Annotated in this window: 18 protein-coding genes; 10 read left to right on the top strand and 8 right to left on the bottom strand. The window is 64.2% G+C overall.

Annotated elements, in window-relative coordinates:
- The first annotated feature begins 501 nt into the window (after positions 1-501).
- The 7 genes from def (at position 502) to H567_RS24385 (ending at position 6,299) form a co-directional block, all read left to right on the top strand.
- Positions 502-1,020, top strand: coding sequence for a peptide deformylase (gene def / locus H567_RS0110850; RefSeq protein WP_028321418.1), 519 nt, complete (start codon positions 502-504; stop codon positions 1,018-1,020).
- 17 nt (positions 1,021-1,037) lie between these two features.
- The gene (gene fmt / locus H567_RS0110845) at positions 1,038-2,027 is read left to right on the top strand and encodes a methionyl-tRNA formyltransferase (RefSeq protein ID WP_153306147.1); all 990 of its coding nucleotides are present in this window, start codon (positions 1,038-1,040) and stop codon (positions 2,025-2,027) included.
- Positions 2,024-2,890 (top strand): DUF116 domain-containing protein, encoded by an 867-nt coding sequence (locus H567_RS24390; RefSeq protein WP_208598363.1) that lies wholly within the window; start codon positions 2,024-2,026, stop codon positions 2,888-2,890. Before fmt ends, H567_RS24390 begins: the two co-directional genes overlap by 4 nt.
- Positions 2,877-4,265 (top strand): 16S rRNA (cytosine(967)-C(5))-methyltransferase RsmB, encoded by a 1,389-nt coding sequence (rsmB, locus tag H567_RS0110835; RefSeq protein ID WP_028321416.1) that lies wholly within the window; start codon positions 2,877-2,879, stop codon positions 4,263-4,265. The genes H567_RS24390 and rsmB overlap by 14 nt, the downstream gene beginning before the upstream one ends.
- Positions 4,266-4,439: 174 nt before the next feature.
- Positions 4,440-5,108: a ribulose-phosphate 3-epimerase gene (gene rpe, locus H567_RS0110830; RefSeq protein ID WP_028321415.1), complete on the top strand. Its 669-nt coding sequence runs from the start codon at positions 4,440-4,442 to the stop codon at positions 5,106-5,108.
- 348 nt (positions 5,109-5,456) lie between these two features.
- A complete protein-coding gene (locus H567_RS27175; RefSeq protein ID WP_051184725.1) occupies positions 5,457-5,681 on the top strand; it encodes a rhodanese-like domain-containing protein in 225 nt (74 codons plus the stop codon).
- A gap of 33 nt (positions 5,682-5,714) precedes the next feature.
- The gene (locus tag H567_RS24385) at positions 5,715-6,299 is read left to right on the top strand and encodes a ferritin-like domain-containing protein (protein WP_051184724.1); all 585 of its coding nucleotides are present in this window, start codon (positions 5,715-5,717) and stop codon (positions 6,297-6,299) included.
- Positions 6,300-6,361: 62 nt separating this feature from the next.
- Here the strand turns inward: H567_RS24385 and H567_RS0110815 are convergent, their stop codons facing one another.
- Together H567_RS0110815 and H567_RS0110810 are read right to left on the bottom strand one after the other, a co-directional pair.
- The gene (locus H567_RS0110815) at positions 6,362-7,285 is read right to left on the bottom strand and encodes a universal stress protein (protein WP_028321414.1); all 924 of its coding nucleotides are present in this window, start codon (positions 7,283-7,285) and stop codon (positions 6,362-6,364) included.
- A gap of 182 nt (positions 7,286-7,467) precedes the next feature.
- The gene (locus H567_RS0110810) at positions 7,468-7,761 is read right to left on the bottom strand and encodes a hypothetical protein (protein ID WP_028321413.1); all 294 of its coding nucleotides are present in this window, start codon (positions 7,759-7,761) and stop codon (positions 7,468-7,470) included.
- Between the two features lie 758 nt (positions 7,762-8,519).
- Between H567_RS0110810 and H567_RS27170 the strand changes: the two genes are divergently transcribed.
- Positions 8,520-9,176: a LysM peptidoglycan-binding domain-containing protein gene (locus H567_RS27170; protein WP_028321412.1), complete on the top strand. Its 657-nt coding sequence runs from the start codon at positions 8,520-8,522 to the stop codon at positions 9,174-9,176.
- Positions 9,177-9,323: 147 nt separating this feature from the next.
- On the opposite strand, the gene H567_RS0110800 is transcribed toward H567_RS27170, so the two are convergent.
- From H567_RS0110800 to H567_RS29310, 6 genes are all read right to left on the bottom strand, one after another.
- Positions 9,324-10,445, bottom strand: a complete 1,122-nt coding sequence (locus H567_RS0110800; protein ID WP_028321411.1) for an ABC transporter permease — start codon at positions 10,443-10,445, stop codon at positions 9,324-9,326.
- Positions 10,446-10,447: 2 nt separating this feature from the next.
- On the bottom strand, positions 10,448-11,581 hold the full coding sequence (locus H567_RS0110795; RefSeq protein ID WP_028321410.1) for an ABC transporter permease: 1,134 nt from the start codon (positions 11,579-11,581) through the stop codon (positions 10,448-10,450).
- A complete protein-coding gene (locus H567_RS24375; protein ID WP_051184723.1) occupies positions 11,578-12,330 on the bottom strand; it encodes an ABC transporter ATP-binding protein in 753 nt (250 codons plus the stop codon). Before H567_RS24375 ends, H567_RS0110795 begins: the two co-directional genes overlap by 4 nt.
- A complete protein-coding gene (locus tag H567_RS24370) occupies positions 12,311-13,111 on the bottom strand; it encodes an ABC transporter ATP-binding protein (protein ID WP_051184722.1) in 801 nt (266 codons plus the stop codon). The genes H567_RS24375 and H567_RS24370 overlap by 20 nt, the downstream gene beginning before the upstream one ends.
- A complete protein-coding gene (locus tag H567_RS27165) occupies positions 13,095-14,261 on the bottom strand; it encodes an HlyD family secretion protein (RefSeq protein ID WP_051184721.1) in 1,167 nt (388 codons plus the stop codon). Before H567_RS27165 ends, H567_RS24370 begins: the two co-directional genes overlap by 17 nt.
- A 408-nt stretch (positions 14,262-14,669) precedes the next feature.
- Positions 14,670-14,864 carry a hypothetical protein gene (locus tag H567_RS29310; RefSeq protein WP_153306146.1) on the bottom strand — a complete coding sequence of 65 codons (195 nt, stop codon included), beginning with the start codon at positions 14,862-14,864 and terminating at the stop codon, positions 14,670-14,672.
- Positions 14,865-15,105: 241 nt separating this feature from the next.
- Here H567_RS29310 and gnd point away from each other — a divergent pair, with 241 nt between their 5' ends.
- Both gnd and H567_RS0110760 read left to right on the top strand, forming a co-directional pair.
- On the top strand, positions 15,106-16,020 hold the full coding sequence (gene gnd, locus H567_RS0110765; RefSeq protein ID WP_028321409.1) for a phosphogluconate dehydrogenase (NAD(+)-dependent, decarboxylating): 915 nt from the start codon (positions 15,106-15,108) through the stop codon (positions 16,018-16,020).
- Positions 16,021-16,492: 472 nt separating this feature from the next.
- Complete coding sequence (locus H567_RS0110760; protein ID WP_028321408.1) at positions 16,493-17,236, top strand: EI24 domain-containing protein; 744 nt, start codon at positions 16,493-16,495, stop codon at positions 17,234-17,236.
- The last annotated feature ends 214 nt before the right edge of the window (positions 17,237-17,450 follow it).

Here is a 17,450-nt window from a genome sequence, read left to right as displayed (position 1 = left end):
AAGGAAATCCAGCGTTTGTGCGGAGGCGACCTGTAGGTCGCCGCACAAACAAACGTGCAGATTGACGCCGAGATTGGCCAAAAAGACCATTTCCGGATGGAAACTCATTAGAGGGATGGCATAGAAAAGTCAAGCAGGTTTTGCGGCGTTTACCTTGATTTGTCTGCGAGTCTTGCTTAAAATAAAAAGGTTGAAACCCAAGCGAAAATGATTTTCCGAAACGAACCTGTCTTCGGCTCCGCATAAGGGTCTGCGTCCGGCTGTTTGGCGGCTTCCAGGATGGGGCCCGCGGGCTGGGCACAGCGAGATCGATGCCGTCAGGGGCATCGAATGCCCCTCCGGGGTGAAGACGGACCAGGCCTCGATCGCAGGATGAGGGCAGACCCCCCCGGCGCATGCAAAGGGGGAGGGATGCCCGGATTTTTTGAGGGAGGGGGCCTGTCAGCAGCAGGAGGGATGCCGGAGCGTGCTTGCCGCCGCTTCCCGGTGTCATGGAAAGTTATGGAACAGAAAGAAGGCATACTGGAGATCCTCACCTACCCCGATCCGATCCTGAAGACGGTGGCCGAGCCGGTGGAGGCCATCGACGGCGAGGTGCAGGACCTGATCGACCATATGATCGAGACGATGCATGCCGCACCGGGCATCGGTCTGGCAGCCAATCAGGTAGGCGAACTGAGGCGGGTCATCGTTTTCGAGCGGCATCCAGGAACGGACGAGAAGAACCCCTTCGCTCTGATCAACCCGGTCATCGCCTCTGGTGAAGGGCGTATCGTGTGGTCCGAGGCCTGTCTGAGCGTGCCGGACTACACGGCCGACGTCAACCGGACGGCCCACGTGCTGGTGCGGGGCATCGACCGCCTTGGAAAAGCGCAGGAGATCGAGGCCGATGATCTGCTGGCGGTCTGTCTCCAACACGAGATCGATCACCTGGACGGGGTCCTCTACATCGATCACATCAGCAGCTTGAAGCGCAGCATGTACAAGCGCAGGCTGCAAAAGCGGCTCAAGAATCCGTGAGCGACATCGGCGGTTTGATGCGAAATTCCGACAGGCGGATCCTCGGTCCTCTGCCCGAAAACGCGCGCATCGTTTTTATGGGGACGCCCGAGTTCGCGGTGTCCGGGCTCGAGGCCTGCCTGGAGGAGGGGCATCGGGTGGCGGCCGTTGTAACCCAGCCTGACCGGCGCAAGGGGCGCGGGCGGAGTGTGGTGTTTTCCGCGGTGAAGGAGGCGGCGCTCTCGGCCGGCATCGAGGTCCTCCAGCCGGAGAAGGTCGCCGATGAGGCGTTTCTCGAACGGATGCGTACCCTGGATCCGGATCTGCTGATCGTCATCGCCTTCGGGCAGGTGCTGAAACGCCCGCTTCTCGAACTGCCGCGCTGCGGGGCCGTCAACATCCACGCCTCGCTCCTTCCCCGCTACCGGGGGGCCGCGCCTATCCAGTGGGCGATCCTCGACCGCGAGAAGGAGACCGGCCTGACGGCGATGCTCATGGAAGAGGGGCTCGACAGCGGCCCGGTCCTGCTGCAGAGCCGGGTCGCCATCGGTGAGGACGAGACCTTCGGGGGCCTTCACGACCGGCTGGCGCAGCTCTCTGGCCCCTTTCTCGCCGAGGTGCTCCGGCGGATTCAGGCCGGCACGCTGGAGGCGGTGCCGCAGGACGAAGACCGGATGACCTATGCCCCGAAGATCACCAAGGAGCATGCCGCCATCCGCTGGGAGGAGTCCGCCGCGGCGGTCTCGGCGCGCATCCGCGCCATGGACCCGTCTCCCGGGGCTTTCACCCTGTTCAAAGACCTGAGGCTCAAGCTCTTCGAACCGCGTGTCCTTCGGGAAGAAGCGGAAGAGGCCCCGCGCCCCGGGCGCGTCCTGGGCTATGCGGAAGGCCGCCTGTTGATCGAGGCGGGCGAAGGGGTCCTGGCGGTCGGCGCCCTGCAGATGCCGGGCAAACGCCGTATGCCGGCGGAGGATTTCCTGCGGGGCTTCCCGATTCCCCAAGGGGCGGTTTTGGATTCGCCGCTATGAGGAAACGCACGGCACAGGTTTACGCGGCGGGCTCCCAGGGCGCGCCCTCGGACGACCCGCTTTCTCACCGCGTGCTCTCCGGGGTCGACCCGGCGATGGCGCCGCGCAAGCGGATCTTCATCTTTCTGCTCCTGGTTCTGTGCCTGGTGCTGCTCGTCCTCGCCTTTCTCCTCTGGTATGTCCCCTATGTCGGCCTGAGCGCAATCCACCCGAGCATGCCCGTCGTCCTCGCCGTGGTCCTAGGGGCCGTGGTCTGCTTCATCCTCGGAGGGGCCCTGACCCTCGTCTTCACCATCATCCGCGGAAAGAACCTCTTTTTCAACCGGCGCATCCGCGGCGCGGTCATCCGTTTCCTCTTTCCTCTGCTGGTCGTCCTCGGGAAGTGTTTCCGGATCGGAAAGGACGAGATCCGGCGCTCTTTCGTCGCCATCAACAATCAGCTGGTCCTGGCCGAGTGCGGGCGGGTGCGCCCGCAGAAGCTGCTGATCCTTCTCCCGCACTGCCTGCAGTTCCACGAATGCGCGGTCCGCATCACGGTCGACGTGGCCAGGTGCAAGCGCTGCGGGAAGTGCCGGATCAAGGACCTCGTCGAACTCGCGGAAAGGCACGGCGTGTCGATGTCGGTCGCCACGGGGGGGACGCTGGCGCGGCGCATCGTCGTCGAAAAGAAGCCGGATCTGATCATCGGCGTGGCCTGTGAACGGGACCTGACCAGCGGCATCCAGGACAGCTACCCGATCCCGGTCTTCGGCATCTTCAACCGGCGCCCCAACGGGCCGTGCTTCGACACGGATGTGGACATCGCGATGGTCGAGCAGGGGGTCAAGCGGTTCCTGGCCGGGCGGGCCGATGGGACCGCGTGACGCCGCGCTCGAGGCCCTCTGCGCCCTGGAGGGGCCTTCGGAGCGTCTGGAAGGCGGGGCGCGGGACATCCTGGACTGGCCGTCCATGCCGGATGAACGGGACCGCGCCCTCGCGGTTCAGCTGGTCCAGGGGGTGATGCGCTGGCGGGCGCGGCTCGACTGGATCATTGCGCGGAATCTGCGTTTTCCCTTCGGCCGGATAGAGCCCCGCGTGCTCAACATCCTCCGCCTCGCGGTCTTTCAGATCACTCGCATGGACCGAATCCCCGCATCGGCGGCCGTCAACGAGGCGGTCAAACAGACGCGGGCTTCCGCCAAGCCGCACATCGCCGGGTTCGTCAACGGACTGCTGCGCGGAATCTGCCGCGGGGGGGTGCCGACGGCCTTTCCGGACCGCAAGCGGGAGCTGCTTCGGCACCTGGCGGTCGTCCACTCGTACCCGGAATGGCTTGTGGACCGGTGGCTCAAGGAGTGGGGGATGCCCGCGGCCGAAGATCTGATGGCGGCCGGCAACCGGCTCCCGGACCTGACTGTGCGGGTCAACCGGATGCGGATCGGACGGAGCGCCCTGATCCGCGCCCTGGCCGACGAAGGGGTTGCAGCCGAAAGGACGGCCTATTCCGCCGAGGGGCTCGTCCTGCGCGGCGTGAAAGGGGGCGTCGAACGCCTGAAGACCTTCCGGGAAGGATGTTTTCAGGTTCAGGGCGAGGGGGCTCAGCTCTTTTCCCAGCTGCTGGGGCCGGAGCCCGGGGAAAGGATCCTGGATTTGTGCGCCGGGGTCGGCGGTAAGACGACCCACCTGGCCGAACGGCTGGAAGGGCGCGGGCTCGTTGTGGCGGTCGACCTCCAGCAGCGGCGTCTCCGTGCTCTCCAGGCGGCGGCGCGGCGCCTCGGCGTCGCCGGATGCATCCATCCGGTTGCGGCGGACGCCGTCGCCGGCCTCGCGAATGTCTTCCGGACCCGTTTCGACCGGATCCTCGTCGATGCGCCGTGCTCGGGGCTGGGCGTGATCAGCGGACACCCCGACATCAAGTGGCGCCGGCGGCCCGAGGACATCGGGCGCCTGGCGCGGCTTCAGCTGGAGATCCTGCAGGGCGCGGCCACGCTCCTGAAGGAGGGCGGGGTGCTCTTCTACGGGACCTGTACGCTGACCCGGGAGGAAAACGAAGAAGTCGTCGCGGCGTTCCTGGCGACCCGGCCCGACCTGGTGCAGGAGGATCTTCGCGCCCGCGCGCCGAAAGGGGCTCAGGCCCTCATCGACGCGAACGGGTTCCTCGAGATCCTGCCGCATGTCCACGGGCTCGACGGGTTTTTCGGCGCGCTCCTGAGGCGCAGGGGCGGGGATCGAGCCCGAATTCCCGGCCGCTTGGGATGAGGGCGCGCTGTGCCGGGCTGCAGGGGCGGGAGCCGGACCCCCGCGGAGGCGTGGGCGGCGTATTCGAAAAATCCTAGGAGGGAGGAGCCGTGGCCGGATGCTTGCGTGGGCATGGGCGGCTCCATGAACCCGTTCTAAAAACCTGATCAAACCATCACAGACAGGAGAAATGCATTGGGAAAGATAGCCCCTTCCATCCTTTCGGCCGATTTCACGCGGCTCGGGGAAGAGATCCGCGCAGTGGAGGCCGCCGGGGCCGATATGATCCACATCGATGTCATGGACGGGCATTTCGTGCCCAACATCACCATCGGGCCCCTGATCGTCGAGGCGGCGCGGCGGGCGACCACGCTGCCGCTGGACGTCCACCTGATGATCTCCGACCCGGACCACTATGTGGGCGAGTTCGCCAAGGCCGGCGCGGACATCCTGACGGTCCACCCGGAGACCCTGCGCCACCTCCACCGGAGCATCCACGCCATCAAGGACCTCGGCGTGCAGGCCGCCGTTTCCCTCAATCCTGCGACCGGCCTGGAGGTCCTGGAATACGTCCTGTCCGACCTCGACATGGTGCTGTTGATGACGGTGAACCCGGGGTTCGGCGGCCAGCGGTTCATCCCGGCGGTCATCCCGAAGATCGAGCTGCTGCGGCGGATGATCGAGGAGAGGGGGCTTCGGACCGCCGTCGAGGTGGACGGCGGGATCGGACCGGATACGATCGGGAAGGTCGCGGCGGCCGGGGCGGATGTCTTCGTGGCGGGGTCCGCCATCTTCGGCACGGCCGACTATGCCGGGACGATCCGACTGATGCGTGAGCGCATGTACGGGCCGATCCAATCCTAGTTTCCCGGCCGGAAATGGTCTTTTTGGCCAATCTCTGCGTTGATCTGCACGTTTGCTTGTGCGGCGACCTGCAGGTCGCCTCCGCACAAACGCTTGATTGTCTTGATATTGGCCAAAAATCCTCATTTCCGGGTGGACACAGGGTCGTGTCCAAAACTTTGTTTCCAGATTGCGTCTCGATACGGGTCCAAAATCCTCATTTCAGCTTGAGGAGGCGATTTATGGTGGGGGAAATGGGATTTCCGAACTGGACTCACGCGTTTATAGTCGGAGAGAGGCTTTTTGTATATTGGTCTGTTATTTTGAGTGTTTAGACCGTATTTCTCATCTTGGACGGAAAGGATTGCCATGATTTCCATCAAACATCTGTTCGGGCACGTCGATTCCCTGCCGCCGGAGGAGGTCAAGGCCTTCATGGCCGGGCACGAGGCGGGAACTTACACCTTCCTGGATGTCCGCCAGCCGGGCGAGTACGAGAAGGGGCATATCCCCGGGGCCCGGCTGATCCCCCTGCCCGAGCTCGAGGGCAGGACGGGGGAGTTGAGGCGGGATCAACCGCTCTTCGTCTACTGAGCCATCGGGGGGCGCAGCCGTGTCGCTGCGCAGATGCTGAAAGGCAAAGGGTTCGAACAGGTCTACGATATGAAGGGCGGCATCAGGGCTTGGAAAGGGGCCAAGGCCTGGGGCCCGGTGGAATTGAACATGGACATGATCAGCGGCGAGGAGTCTGCAGCCGGCATGATCGGGATCGCGTACGGGATGGAGGAGGGGCTCGCCCGGTTCTATGGGCGGGCAGTCGAGCGGACCCGGGATCCGGAGGCGGCAGGGCTTCTCAAACGCCTCGCAGCGTTCGAGGAGAAGCACAAACAGGCCCTTGTCGAGCTTTATGACGAGATCCTCCCTGAAAACGGCGGCGAAGAGGGGCTGCGCGCGAATGCCGATTACCATAGGGTGGAGGGGGGATTCCACCTGGATGACTTCCTGAAAGAGAATGAACGCGCCTTCGCGTCCCCGGGGGAGTGTCTGCAGCTGGCCATGATGGTCGAGGCCCAGGCCCTGGACCTCTATCTGCGCTTCACCGATAAGGTGACTGACGAAAAGGCGCAAAAGGTGCTTTTCAAGACCGCGGAGGAGGAGAAAGGCCACCTGGCGGCGCTCGGGGAACTGCTCGAGCGCATCGTGGGGGGCTAGGCGGGCCGTCGGGAAAGACGCCCGGCCCGGAGCGGGGACGCCCCGGGCCGCCGAGACGGCTGCTAGGGCTGTTCGGGTTCGGATTTGGGGCGGACCGACAGAACCGGGCACTGGGCCTGCCGGATGACCCTGTCGGTGGTGGAGCCAATGAAAAGCTTTTCCACGAGGCCCTGACCGCGCACGCCGAGGACGATCAGGTCCATCTTGTTCACGAGGGCGTATTTCGTGATCTCCTCATGGGCATGGCCCGCCAAGAGGCTCGTTTTCGGTTTGCACCAGGCGCGGGCGTCCTCCGGCACGAGGTTTTCCAGGGTGTCTTTGATCTGGAGCCGCAGGTCTTCAGTCAGGCCCTCTTCCACGTCGGCCTCGGTTTTGGCGATATGTTCGTAGACCGGCGGTTCGATGACATGGACGAGATGCAGTTCGCTTTCGAACTCCTGGGCGAGACTCAGGGCATACTCGAACGCGAGGTCGGAATAGGGCGAGAAATCACATCCCACCAGGATCCGCTTCAACGGTACGGAGGCCGCGGTCAGCGCCTCGGCGCCCCTCTCCGGTCCGCGCACGGCCAGCAGCGGGCACGGCAAGGTGTGCATCAGGCGCTCCGTGACCGAACCGAGAAGCATGCGTTTGAGCCCGGAGCGTCCGTGTGTGGCCACCACGGCCAGGTCGGCCTCCTTTTCGGCGGCGAGGCGGGAGAGTTCATCGGCGGTGTGCCCGACGGTGACAAACGGCTCCCAGACGATGGGGGCGTCTCCGATCAACCGATTGAGATATTCATAGGCGTAGTCGGTGATCCGGCGCTCGTGGAGAAGCGGGTCGGCCATGCCCTCCCCGTACATGGTGGCCGCGGGCAGATCGATGACGTGGCTGACGTAGAGTTTGGCCTTGTACTCCTTGGCGAGCGCCATGCTGTAAGCCAGGGCCTGGTTCGAGAAATCGGAGAAATCGATGCCGCACAAAATTTTCTTCAGGAGAATACGCATGCTCTTCCACCTCTTGAGTGTTGAATAAAAAAATGATCCGTTTTCCGGCCTTCCCTGCGCGCCGGCGCAAAACCGTTTGAGCGGGCCTTGAAGGGAGTCCCCCGGAGCTGCAGGGGTGCCCGATCCTCCCGATGACGGGGAGCCGGCTCGGAAGGGGGCCGGCTCCCTGCGGCATCATGGTGTCACGGTTCGTGGTACACTGGTTTGCCCATTTCGGCAAAGGTGAAGTTGTAGAAGACGTTGTAGCCGTTGTAGTCCAGCACCCGCAGGTCGTCGGTCTGCTTCAGGTCGCCCATCACAACGGCGTAATGGTTGCCGTATTTTTTCTTGACGGTTTCAAGCGGCAGTTCACACGCAATGAATTTGTTGATTCCTTTGGATGCCAACTTTTGAACCAGTTTCTCGTCCTTGAATGAATCGTAAGTGGTGAGGATCAGAATGGGGCCCGTGCCCGTAAAAATAAGCCCTGCCTTCATGGTGCACCTCCTTCCCGGTTGCGGGGGTCAGCCTGACTGAACCCGCCGATGGTCCGCAACAAAAGGCAAACCCCCGGATGTCGAATGCCAGAGCAGGTGAGATCCTCTTATGGCGCCCCGGGCCTACGGGCCGCGGCGGCCACAGGCAGACCTGCATATTCCGGTTCGGCCGCGGCAGGCCGGGCCGGAGTCCATACGGAAACTCCAATTCCGATCATTCCGAGAAAGGCTTAAAAAAATTACAGCATAAGCCCCGGTTCTTTTCAAGCTCTTTTTGGCGCCGGGAGAGGGCTCGACCGGGTGAGGATTCCGCCGGGCGCATTCGGCGATTCCTTGAAGCCGCGGCTTTTTTAGGTTAACCTGGATTCGATCCGGAAAAGGTTTGTTCGCCGGTCCCGGCATCGACCCGCACCATCGCCGGGCGGCGGTCTGCCAGCCGCCTTTGCACAAGCGCTTCATATCCTTGAGTTTCATGAACCGGGAGCCGCTCCGAAGGGGTGGGACTGAGCACCCGCAGGGTGTGAAGAAACCGGGACCCGCCCCGAGGGGGTGGGACTGAGCACCCGCAGGGTGTGAAGAAACCGGGACCCGCCCCGAGGGGGTGGGACTGAGCACCCGCAGGGTGTGAAGAAATCTCTTCCTTTCCGGGGGGCTTCGACCCGCCAGGAGAAGGGTGGATGGAAGTGCGCACGCCGGCCGTGCTGAAGGATATTTGGGAATGGACATTATGGAGCTTTTAAGGGGGCGAGGAGAGAGTCATGTTGAAAGACAAGGATAGGGATCTGGACGAGATGGAAGAGGAAACCACCGAGGCATTCGATTACGCGGACAGGGATGACCGGAGCAGAATGGGGCCGGCAGGATCCTCCCCGGGCGGGTCTCTGCTCAAGCCCATCCTGATCGCCGCAGTGGGGCTGATGCTGCTGATCATCGTGCTTCTGGTCCTGAGCAGCCGCGGGCGGAACGACATCAAGCTCGAGGAAAAGGTGGCGGCCCTGGAGGCGAAGATCGCCCAGATGGAGGGGCAGACGGGCAAGTGGACCGGGCTTTCGGACCGGCTTGCCGCGCTCGAGCAGGAGCAGGCCTCGGTGAAGGATTTTGTTTCCCAGCTGAACCGGAACCAGCAGGACATCGGTTCGCAGCTGCAGGGCCTCGCGCGAGAGGTCGAATCAGCCTCCCGTCAGGCTGCCCGGCCTGCAGCCCCAAAGGCGGCCGCCAAACCGGCCCCGGCTCCCAAGGCGGCTGCCAAGCCTGCCGCCACGGCGTCCTCCCGCGTCTATACGGTCGAGCCGGGGGACACCCTTTACCGTATCGGCCTGAAACACAACCTGAGCGTCGACAAGCTGCGGCAGCTCAACGGTCTGACGGCGCAGGACGTCATCCAGCCGGGGCAGAAGCTGAAGGTGTCGCCTTAGACCGGGTCCAGACCGGCGGGGGGCTTGCTTGCCGCCGCCGGCGCCCGGAATCCCGATGGGCTCCCATCCGGAAAGGGCCGTTTTAGCCGGCTTCTTCTGCCCTTATGCGAAAGCGGCCCTTCCCGCCGAATTCGGCGTCGTTTCGTTTCAGTCGAGGTGCTTGCTGAAACGGCCGACCGCCGCCGCGAAGACAGCTGTGCCCAGAAGCGCCAGCGCGGCGAATTGGGGCCAAAGCGTCTCGAAGCCGGTCCCCTTGAGGAAGATGCCGCGGATGATGACCAGGAAATGCCTGAGCGGGTTCAGGTGGGTGAACCACTGCACGGGCAGGGGCATGTTCGAGATGGGGAAGACGAACCCGCTCAGCATGAAGAACGGGACCATGAAGAAGAAGGTGGTCATCATGGCCTGCTGCTGAGTGGTGGAGATGGTAGAGATGAAAAGCCCGATCCCGAGCGTGCTCAGGAGAAAGAGGCAGGTGGCGCCGAAGAGCAGGGGCGCGCTCCCGACCATGGGGACCTCGAACCACCACACGGCGAAGATCGTGACCCCCAGCATCTGGGCCTGGGCGATCAGGATGTAGGGGATGGTCTTGCCGAGGATCCACTCGGAGGAGGTCAGCGGGGTGACGATCAACTGCTCCATCGTGCCGGCCTCCCGCTCGCGGATGATGGCCATCGAGGTGAAAAGCAGGGTCAAGAGCATGATCAGGAAGGCCACGATGCCGGGGACATAGAAGTATTGGCTGTCGAGGTTCGGGTTGTACCAGGTGCGGATGCGCCCGTCGATCCGGCCGTATTCGAGGTGCTGTGGGTAGAGCTCCCGGACGAAGCGGTCGTTCAGCCCCTGGAGGGCGGTGAGGGTGTGGGAGATGCGCACCGAGGCCATGTTGCTCATGCTGCCGTCGACGAGGATCTGCACATCGGCCGTCCGGCCCGAGCGGAGCGTCGCGCTGAAATCCGGCGGGATGACCACCGCCATGTCGACGCGCCGTTCGAGCAGGGCCTGCTCCAGTCCCCGGGTGTCGTCCGGAAAGAGGAGGATGCGGAAGGTCTCGTTGGCATCGTAGGCATCCTGCAGCATGCGGCTTTCGACGGTGCGGCTCTGGTCGACCAGGGCGAGGCGGATGTCCCTGACGTCCGTGCTGACGACGTAGCCGAAGAGGATCAGCTGCACGAGGGGCGTGATGATCAGCAGCGGCCGGTTCTTGCGGTCCCGGAACAGCTGGATGAATTCCTTCCTGACGAGTTCCCTGATCCGCAATCTCTTCATGTTCAGAGTCCTTCCCGTTTGAGCGCCAGGAGCGTGCCGATCCCGAGGGCGGCGAACATCCCGAGCAGCACGGCATAGCTGGTCCAGAGATGGGCCAACCCGAGTTCCCGGAGGTAGAGGCCGTTCATGATGTCGATGAAATAGGTCGCCGGCACGACCGCGGTGACCTTCTGGAGGAGCGGAGGCATGTTGACGACCGGGAAGACGAAGTCGGAGAGGAGGAGCGAAGGCAGGTAGGTCACGAGCACCGCCAGCTGGTTAGCGACGAGTTGGGACTTCGTCAGGATGGAGATCAGGAAGCCCAGGCTGAGGGCGACGCAGAGATAGACGGCCGAGGCCAGGATCATCAGCCAGAAGCTCGATTTCATGACGACGCCGAAGAGGACCTGGCCCATCAGGACCGCGATCAGGACGTCGACGAGCGCGATGAAGAAGTAGGGGGCCGCTTTTCCGAGGAGGAACTCGAGGGCGGTCACAGGCAGGGAGCGGATCGTCTCCATGGTGCCGTCTTCGTATTCCTTCGCGATCACCAGGCTCGTCAGCATGGCGCCCACGATCATGATGATGATGGCGATGATCCCCGGCACGATGAAATTCCGGCTCTCCAGGTCCTCGTTGAACCAGACCCGTACGCGGCCCTCGACCGGGATGTCGATGGGGCCCATGCCGCTGCGGTCGAGAAAGGCCTGAAGCCGGGCGAGGTTGTATCCCTGGATGAACGCCTCCGCGTAGCTCTTGGTGATGCCGGCGAAGTTGGGGTCGCTCCCGTCGATGAGGACCTGGAGCGGCGCCTGGCGATCGGCCCGGAGCTCCGCGCTCCAGCCGGGCGGGATCACGATTCCGAGGGTGGTCCGCCCTGCATCGAGTTCGGCCGCGAGGTCCTCGCTGCGAGGGAGGTGCGCCACGACGCGGAAGGCGACCGTGGCGTCGAGGCGCTGGATCAGGTCGCGGGAAAGCGGCGTCCGGTCGTAGTCGACGACCATCGTGCGCACGTTTTCGACGTCGAGGCTGAGGGCGTAGCCGAAGATCAGGATCAGGAGCAGGGGGATGGCGAAGGCCAGGTAGAGGCTGCGGAAGTCCCGTATCAGGTGATAGTATTCCTTGCGGGCGATGGCCCTGGCGGCGGCGGGCCTCATGGACGCCTCCTCCGCATCAGGGCCACGAAGGCCTCGTTCAGTCCTCCTCCGCCCTCCGGCAGGTGCTCGGCGATAATGGCGGCCGGGGAGCCCTCCGCGACGATCACCCCGTCGTGGATCATGACGATCCGTCCGCAGTGTTCGGCCTCGTCCATGTAGTGGGTCGTGACGAAGACCGTCACGCCGCCCTCCGCCAGCTCCCGGATGAACTCCCAGAAGCGGCGGCGGGTGAGAGGGTCGACCCCGGAGGTCGGCTCGTCCAGGAACAGCACGGCGGGCTGGTGGAGGAGGGCGCATCCGAGGGCGAGCCGCTGCCGGAGGCCGGGGGGCAGGTCGCGGGTCAAGCGGTTGCGGGCGTCCTCAAGGCGGGTCATGGCGAGGGTCCGGTCGATCTTCTCGGGCCAGCTTTGCACCGGCACGTTGTAGATGCCGAGATAGAAGCGGATGTTCTCGAAGGGCGTCAAGTCCTCGTAGAGCGAGAACCGCTGGGACATGTATCCGATGTGCTCCTTGATCCGCTCGGACTCGGTGAAGAGGTCGTATCCGGCGACGTGCCCCTCGCCGGAGGTGGGCCGGATGATGCCGCATAGCATGCGGATCGTCGTCGATTTGCCGGCGCCGTTCGGGCCGAGGAGTCCAAAGATCTCGCCCCGCTTGACGGAGAAGGATATGCCGGCGACGGCCGTGAAGGCCCCGAAGCGTTTGACGAGATCCTTGACGCGGACCGCATCAGTGTTCGAATTGGCCATGTTCAGGACCCTCGTCGATATCCCGGATGCGGTGGATGATCGCGGATTCGAGGTCGGCAAAGCCTTCGTACAGGGTGTCCGGGGCGGCCTCGGCGAGGATGCGCGAGCGGTGCATGAGGAGGATGCGGTCGCACTTCCTCGCCTCGTCGAGGTAGGCGGTCGAGACTACGACGGTCATGCCCTGGGCGCGTCTTTCCGTGAGGATTTCCCAGAATTCCATCCGGGAGACGGGGTCGACCCCGTTGGTCGGCTCGTCGAGGATGAGGACCTCCGGCTCGTGGACGAGGACGCAGGCCAGTCCGAGCTTCTGTTTCATGCCGCCCGAAAGGTGCCGGGCCTGACGTTCGACGAAGGACAGAAGGTTCGAGAACCCGAGGAGGCTTTCGCGCTTCGAGGCGCGAAGACGCCCGGGGATGCCGTAGATGTCCATGAAGAAGTCGAGGTTTTCCTCCACGGTGAGGTCCTGATAGAGTCCAAAGCGCTGCGGCATGTAGCCGATCAGCCGCTTGACCCGGTTCCGCTCGCGGACGGCGTCGAATCCGCCGATGACGATCCGTCCCGTGTCGGGTTTGAGCATCGTGGCCATCATGCGCAGGAGCGTGGTCTTTCCGGCCCCGTCCGACCCGACGAGGCCGAAGACGATCCCCCGCTCGATCGTAAAATCGGCCGCCGAGACCGCCTCCTCGGCGCCGTAGCGCTTCGACACGCCCTGGACCTCGATCATCGGCGCCGGCCGGGCGGGCTTGTCCTCACCCGCGGGGTGTTCATTCGAGCCAGGCATCGGCCGGCATTCCTGGTTTCAGTTCGAGGTCCGGGTTCGGGAGGGAGATCTTGACGAGGTAGACGAGTTTGACTCGTTCCTTGTGGGTCTGAATGATCTTGGGGGTGAACTCCGCCTCGGGCGAGATGTAGCTCACCGTCCCCCGATACTCCTTTGCCGGGAAGGTGTCCGTTTTGACGACGGCGTTCTGTCCGGGCTTGACGCGGCCGATCTCCGTCTCGCCGACGAAGATCTTGAGCTTGACCAGATGGAGGTCGGCGATCGAGAGGACCTCCCGGGTCGGTGTGATCACCTCGCCCGGTTCGACGTTGCGGCTGGTGACGATGGCGTCGAACGGGGCCTCGAGGACCGTGTAGCCGCTTTCGGTTCGGGCGAGGCGGAGCGCCGCCTCCGCCGCCTGGACGCGGGCCCGTGCGACGTCGAGGGCCGCGCGGGCGGCATCGACCTTTTTCAGGTTGCCCCGCGCCTCCTCGAGGGCCGCGCGGCCCTCGGAAAGCCGGGCCGCGGCCGCCTTGATCGACTCCTTGCGGAACCCTTCGCGCGAGAGGTCGGAGGCCGCCTTGGCCCTTTCGTATTCGCGCAGAGCGGTCTCATGCCGCAGGGCGTAGGCCTCCATCTCGGCGGCCGAGACGACCTTCCGCTCGAAGAGCTTTTCGTAGCGTTCCTTGTCCCTGCGCGCCTCTTCCAGGGTCGCCTGTGCGGCGAGAAGAGCCTGCTCGGCCCGATGGACCTCCTGCTTGCGGTATCCGGCCGTCAGCTCCTCGAGGTTGGCCTCGAGCGACCGGACGGCCGCTTCGGCTCGGGCCACCGCCGCCGGCGCGGCAATCTCGACCGCCGCCAGCTGGACCTCGGCCTCGGCGGCGGCGTGGACGGTCTGCTCGAGGTCGGCGGCGGCCTTCTGGACCCGGGCCTCGTAGGTCGTGGGGTCGAGACGGGCGAGGACCTGATCCTTCCGGATGGCCTGGCCTTCGTCCACCAGCACTTCCTGGACCCGGCCGCTGACCTGGAAGGCGATGTTGGATTCGATGCTCTCGATGGTCCCGGAGTAATACCGCTCCGCCGTCTTCTCGCGCCGCTGTCCGAGATAGACCAGCAGGCCTACCCCGAGGAGCAGGATGACGAAAACAATCAATATGAGGCGTTTTTTCAATGTTTCGTCCGTCCTTCAGGCTGGTTGCCGGGTGTTCGCGCGGAGGCCCCCTGCGCCGGTTGGTCATGGGGCCCGCTTTCTGCGGCGGGACAAGGGTGCGCCCGATCCGGACCGAAAAGGGGCCTCCAACCGTTTCAATCGCTTGAGGAAAACACCGCTCTCAAAGGGAAAATTAAGACAGTAGCGCTTTATACCACCGGGAGGGCGAGCCGATCAAGCCGCAATCGCATCACACCTTCAAGCCTCTCATGGCTTACGGCATGATAATCTCCGGCCCCGAAAGAGGGTTTATTGCCTTTGCTCCTATTGCCTTAACAGCCTTGAGCAGAATATCATCGGCTGCCACGAACAGCATCTCTTCAATTGGTTCCCTCCTCCCGATGAAAAAATTTGACCAACGCCGAGGTATCAAAAAATAGAATCATATCCGGTCCTCACGCAGTAGCTCTCACACACCTTGCGCGCATTCACGACCAGATCCAGGCTGACGAGCAGGGTAGGCAGGGTCCTGCTCATGCGCTTTCCCAAGGCCGGTGCGATCCTTCTGATGTGCTCGAATGGTAATCCGACCCTGGTGATTTTTAAACCGCTTATTATGTTCATTTTTTGAGCGACTCTCATAACGGCGAGCGGCGGTTGAAAGCTTCGCAGATCCTGATACAATGGGTGTGAAGCACGGGTTTGCGGAGGGCGCCGGCGCATTCGCCGGAGGGCCACCGGATGGGATGGCATGGGGGGCCGAGGCCGGCAGGGCCGAAGGTTTGAAGGAAAAAAGACGGCGGAGGCCCCATGGGCGCGGGGCCGCTTTGAATAGCCGGAGGCGGCGCCCTGGAAGGAGGGCCGGATGCAGATAGGGATGATCGGATTGGGGCGGATGGGGATGAACATGGCCCGGAGGCTCATCCGGGGCGGGCACGAGGTGGTGGCCTACAACCGGACCCGGGAGAAGACGGAGCGGTTGGCGGCCGAGGGAGCCGGGGCGGCGTTCAGTCTGGAAGAGCTTGTGAAGAAGCTCGCAGCGCCGCGTGCGGTCTGGCTCATGCTGCCTGCCGGCGCCACGGTGGACGAGCACCTGACGCGGCTGGCCGGGATCCTATCCCGCGGGGACATGGTCATCGACGGCGGGAATACCTATTATAAAGACGACGTGCGCCGCGCCGAACTCCTGGCCCCGAAGGGGATCCACTACGTGGACGTCGGGGTGAGCGGCGGGGTGTGGGGCCTCGAAGCCGGATACTGCCTGATGGTAGGGGGCGGGAAGCGCGTTTATGACATCCTGGAACCGGTTTTCCGGTCGCTCGCGCCGGCGGAGGGCGTCCTGCACTGCGGCGCGACGGGCGCGGGGCATTTTTTGAAGATGGTCCACAACGGGATCGAATACGGGATGATGCAGGCCTATGCCGAGGGGTTCGGGATCCTGGACGCCTCCGCCTACTCCGATGACCTGGATTACGCGAAGGTGGCGCACCTGTGGAACCAGGGGAGCGTCATCCGCTCCTGGCTTCTCGAACTCGCCGAGGGGATGTTTTCGAGGAGCGCGCGTCTGGCCGACATCGGCGCCTTCGTCGAGGATTCGGGGGAGGGCCGGTGGACGGCGCTTCAGGCCGTCGAGAGCGGGGTGCCGGCCCCCGTGCTGACCTTGTCGCTGATGAGCCGCTTCCGCAGCCGCGTGGACGACAATTTTTCGGACAAGGTGGTGGCGGCGCTCCGGCGCGAGTTCGGGGGGCACGCCGTCCGGAAGACGACGGAGTCGATCTGAGCTTTCTTGTCCACAAACGGGCGTGCCTGCAGCGGCTCGCCGCCGCCTGCGCCGAAGGACCCTGTGCCCTGCGGCGTGGTCAGCGGCTGAGTTCGTCTGAGGCTTGCGGTCATCAGCCGCGCGCGCCTGCAACGGCTCACCCGGCGGATTGAGCGTGATGAATGCACCTATCACGTCATCAGCCGCGCGCGCCTGCAACGGCTCACCGCCAAGGGTACCGAAGAGGGCTGTGCCGTGCGGCATGCTCAGCGGCTGGATTTTCTGAGGCCTCCCGTCAGCAACCGAGTGCGCCTGGTCCGGCTCCCGTCGAGGATGCAGAGGAGGCTTGTTCGGCGGCGCGCGTCGCGGCTGATCGGCTTGCGCCGCCGAACCAGCGGATGTGTTTGTCCGGGCGGGTCGTCCAAGCGCTCGAACGCGGCGTGGTCTTCGAGCCGCCGAAAAGCCCGATTCGGAAGGAGAGGTTGCAAACGTCATGAAATCGTTTCTACAGGGTTTCACCTACCATGCAAAGGGGCTGAGCCTGGCCTTCAGGCGGCCGCGGCTCCTGTTCTGGGGCATTCTGCGGCTGGCGGTGGTGCTGCTCCTGACCGTGGCGGCCTCGGCGCTGGTCCTCGTCTATCATCAGGAGATCCTCAACGCGGTGTGGACGCGGCCCGAAAGCCGCTGGATCCTCTGGCTCTGGGTGCTGCTCTCGTGGCTCCTGTCCCTGTTCCTGATGGGGGTGGCCGCCGTGCTTTCCTATCTGGTGGCCCAGATCGTCTTTGCCGTGCTCGTCATGGACTACATGTCCCGCATCACCGAAAAGATCGTAACCGGCCATGTAGAGGAGCCGAGCGGGGGCCTTCTGAAGGTTCTCCTCTATCTGATCGGGCAGGAGATCCCGCGGGCCGTGCTGCCGGTAGCGGGGTCGCTGATCCTGATGGTCTTCGGCTGGCTGCTGCCCTTCGGACCCTTGTGGGTGCTCCTTTCATCGGCCGCGGCGGTGTGCTTTCTGGCCTGGGACAACACGGATCTCGTCCCGGCGCGCCGGCTGCTGCCCTTCGGCGAGCGTTTCGGGCTCTTCAAGAAAAACCTGCTCTTTCACCTGGGTTTCGGGCTCCCTTTCCTGGTGCCCGCCGTGAACATCTTTCTCCTCTCCTTCGCCCCGGTGGGCGCCACCCTCTATGCCCTGGATCGGATGGGGAAGGCGCCGGGCACGGGGGATGGGGCGGCTTGATCCAATTTGTCCTTGACTAACCCCGGCGGGTCTGCTTTATACTTCGAACCTGATCGATCAGCGGGGTCAACCGCCGCCGATGGATCGTCTCCGGTCCTCGATTGCGGGGGCAGGACCGGGATGAACGCCCCCCCACGACGTATACGCCTCCGGCCCCGGGAGGATCCACCGAACACCGGATAACGCTGCGCCGCGGCCCGGTCCGGTTTCTCTG

Origin of the sequence: Desulfatiglans anilini DSM 4660 (assembly GCF_000422285.1) — a bacterium.
GTDB lineage: Bacteria > Desulfobacterota > DSM-4660 > Desulfatiglandales > Desulfatiglandaceae > Desulfatiglans > Desulfatiglans anilini.
This window is presented reverse-complemented; position numbering and strand designations above follow the sequence as displayed.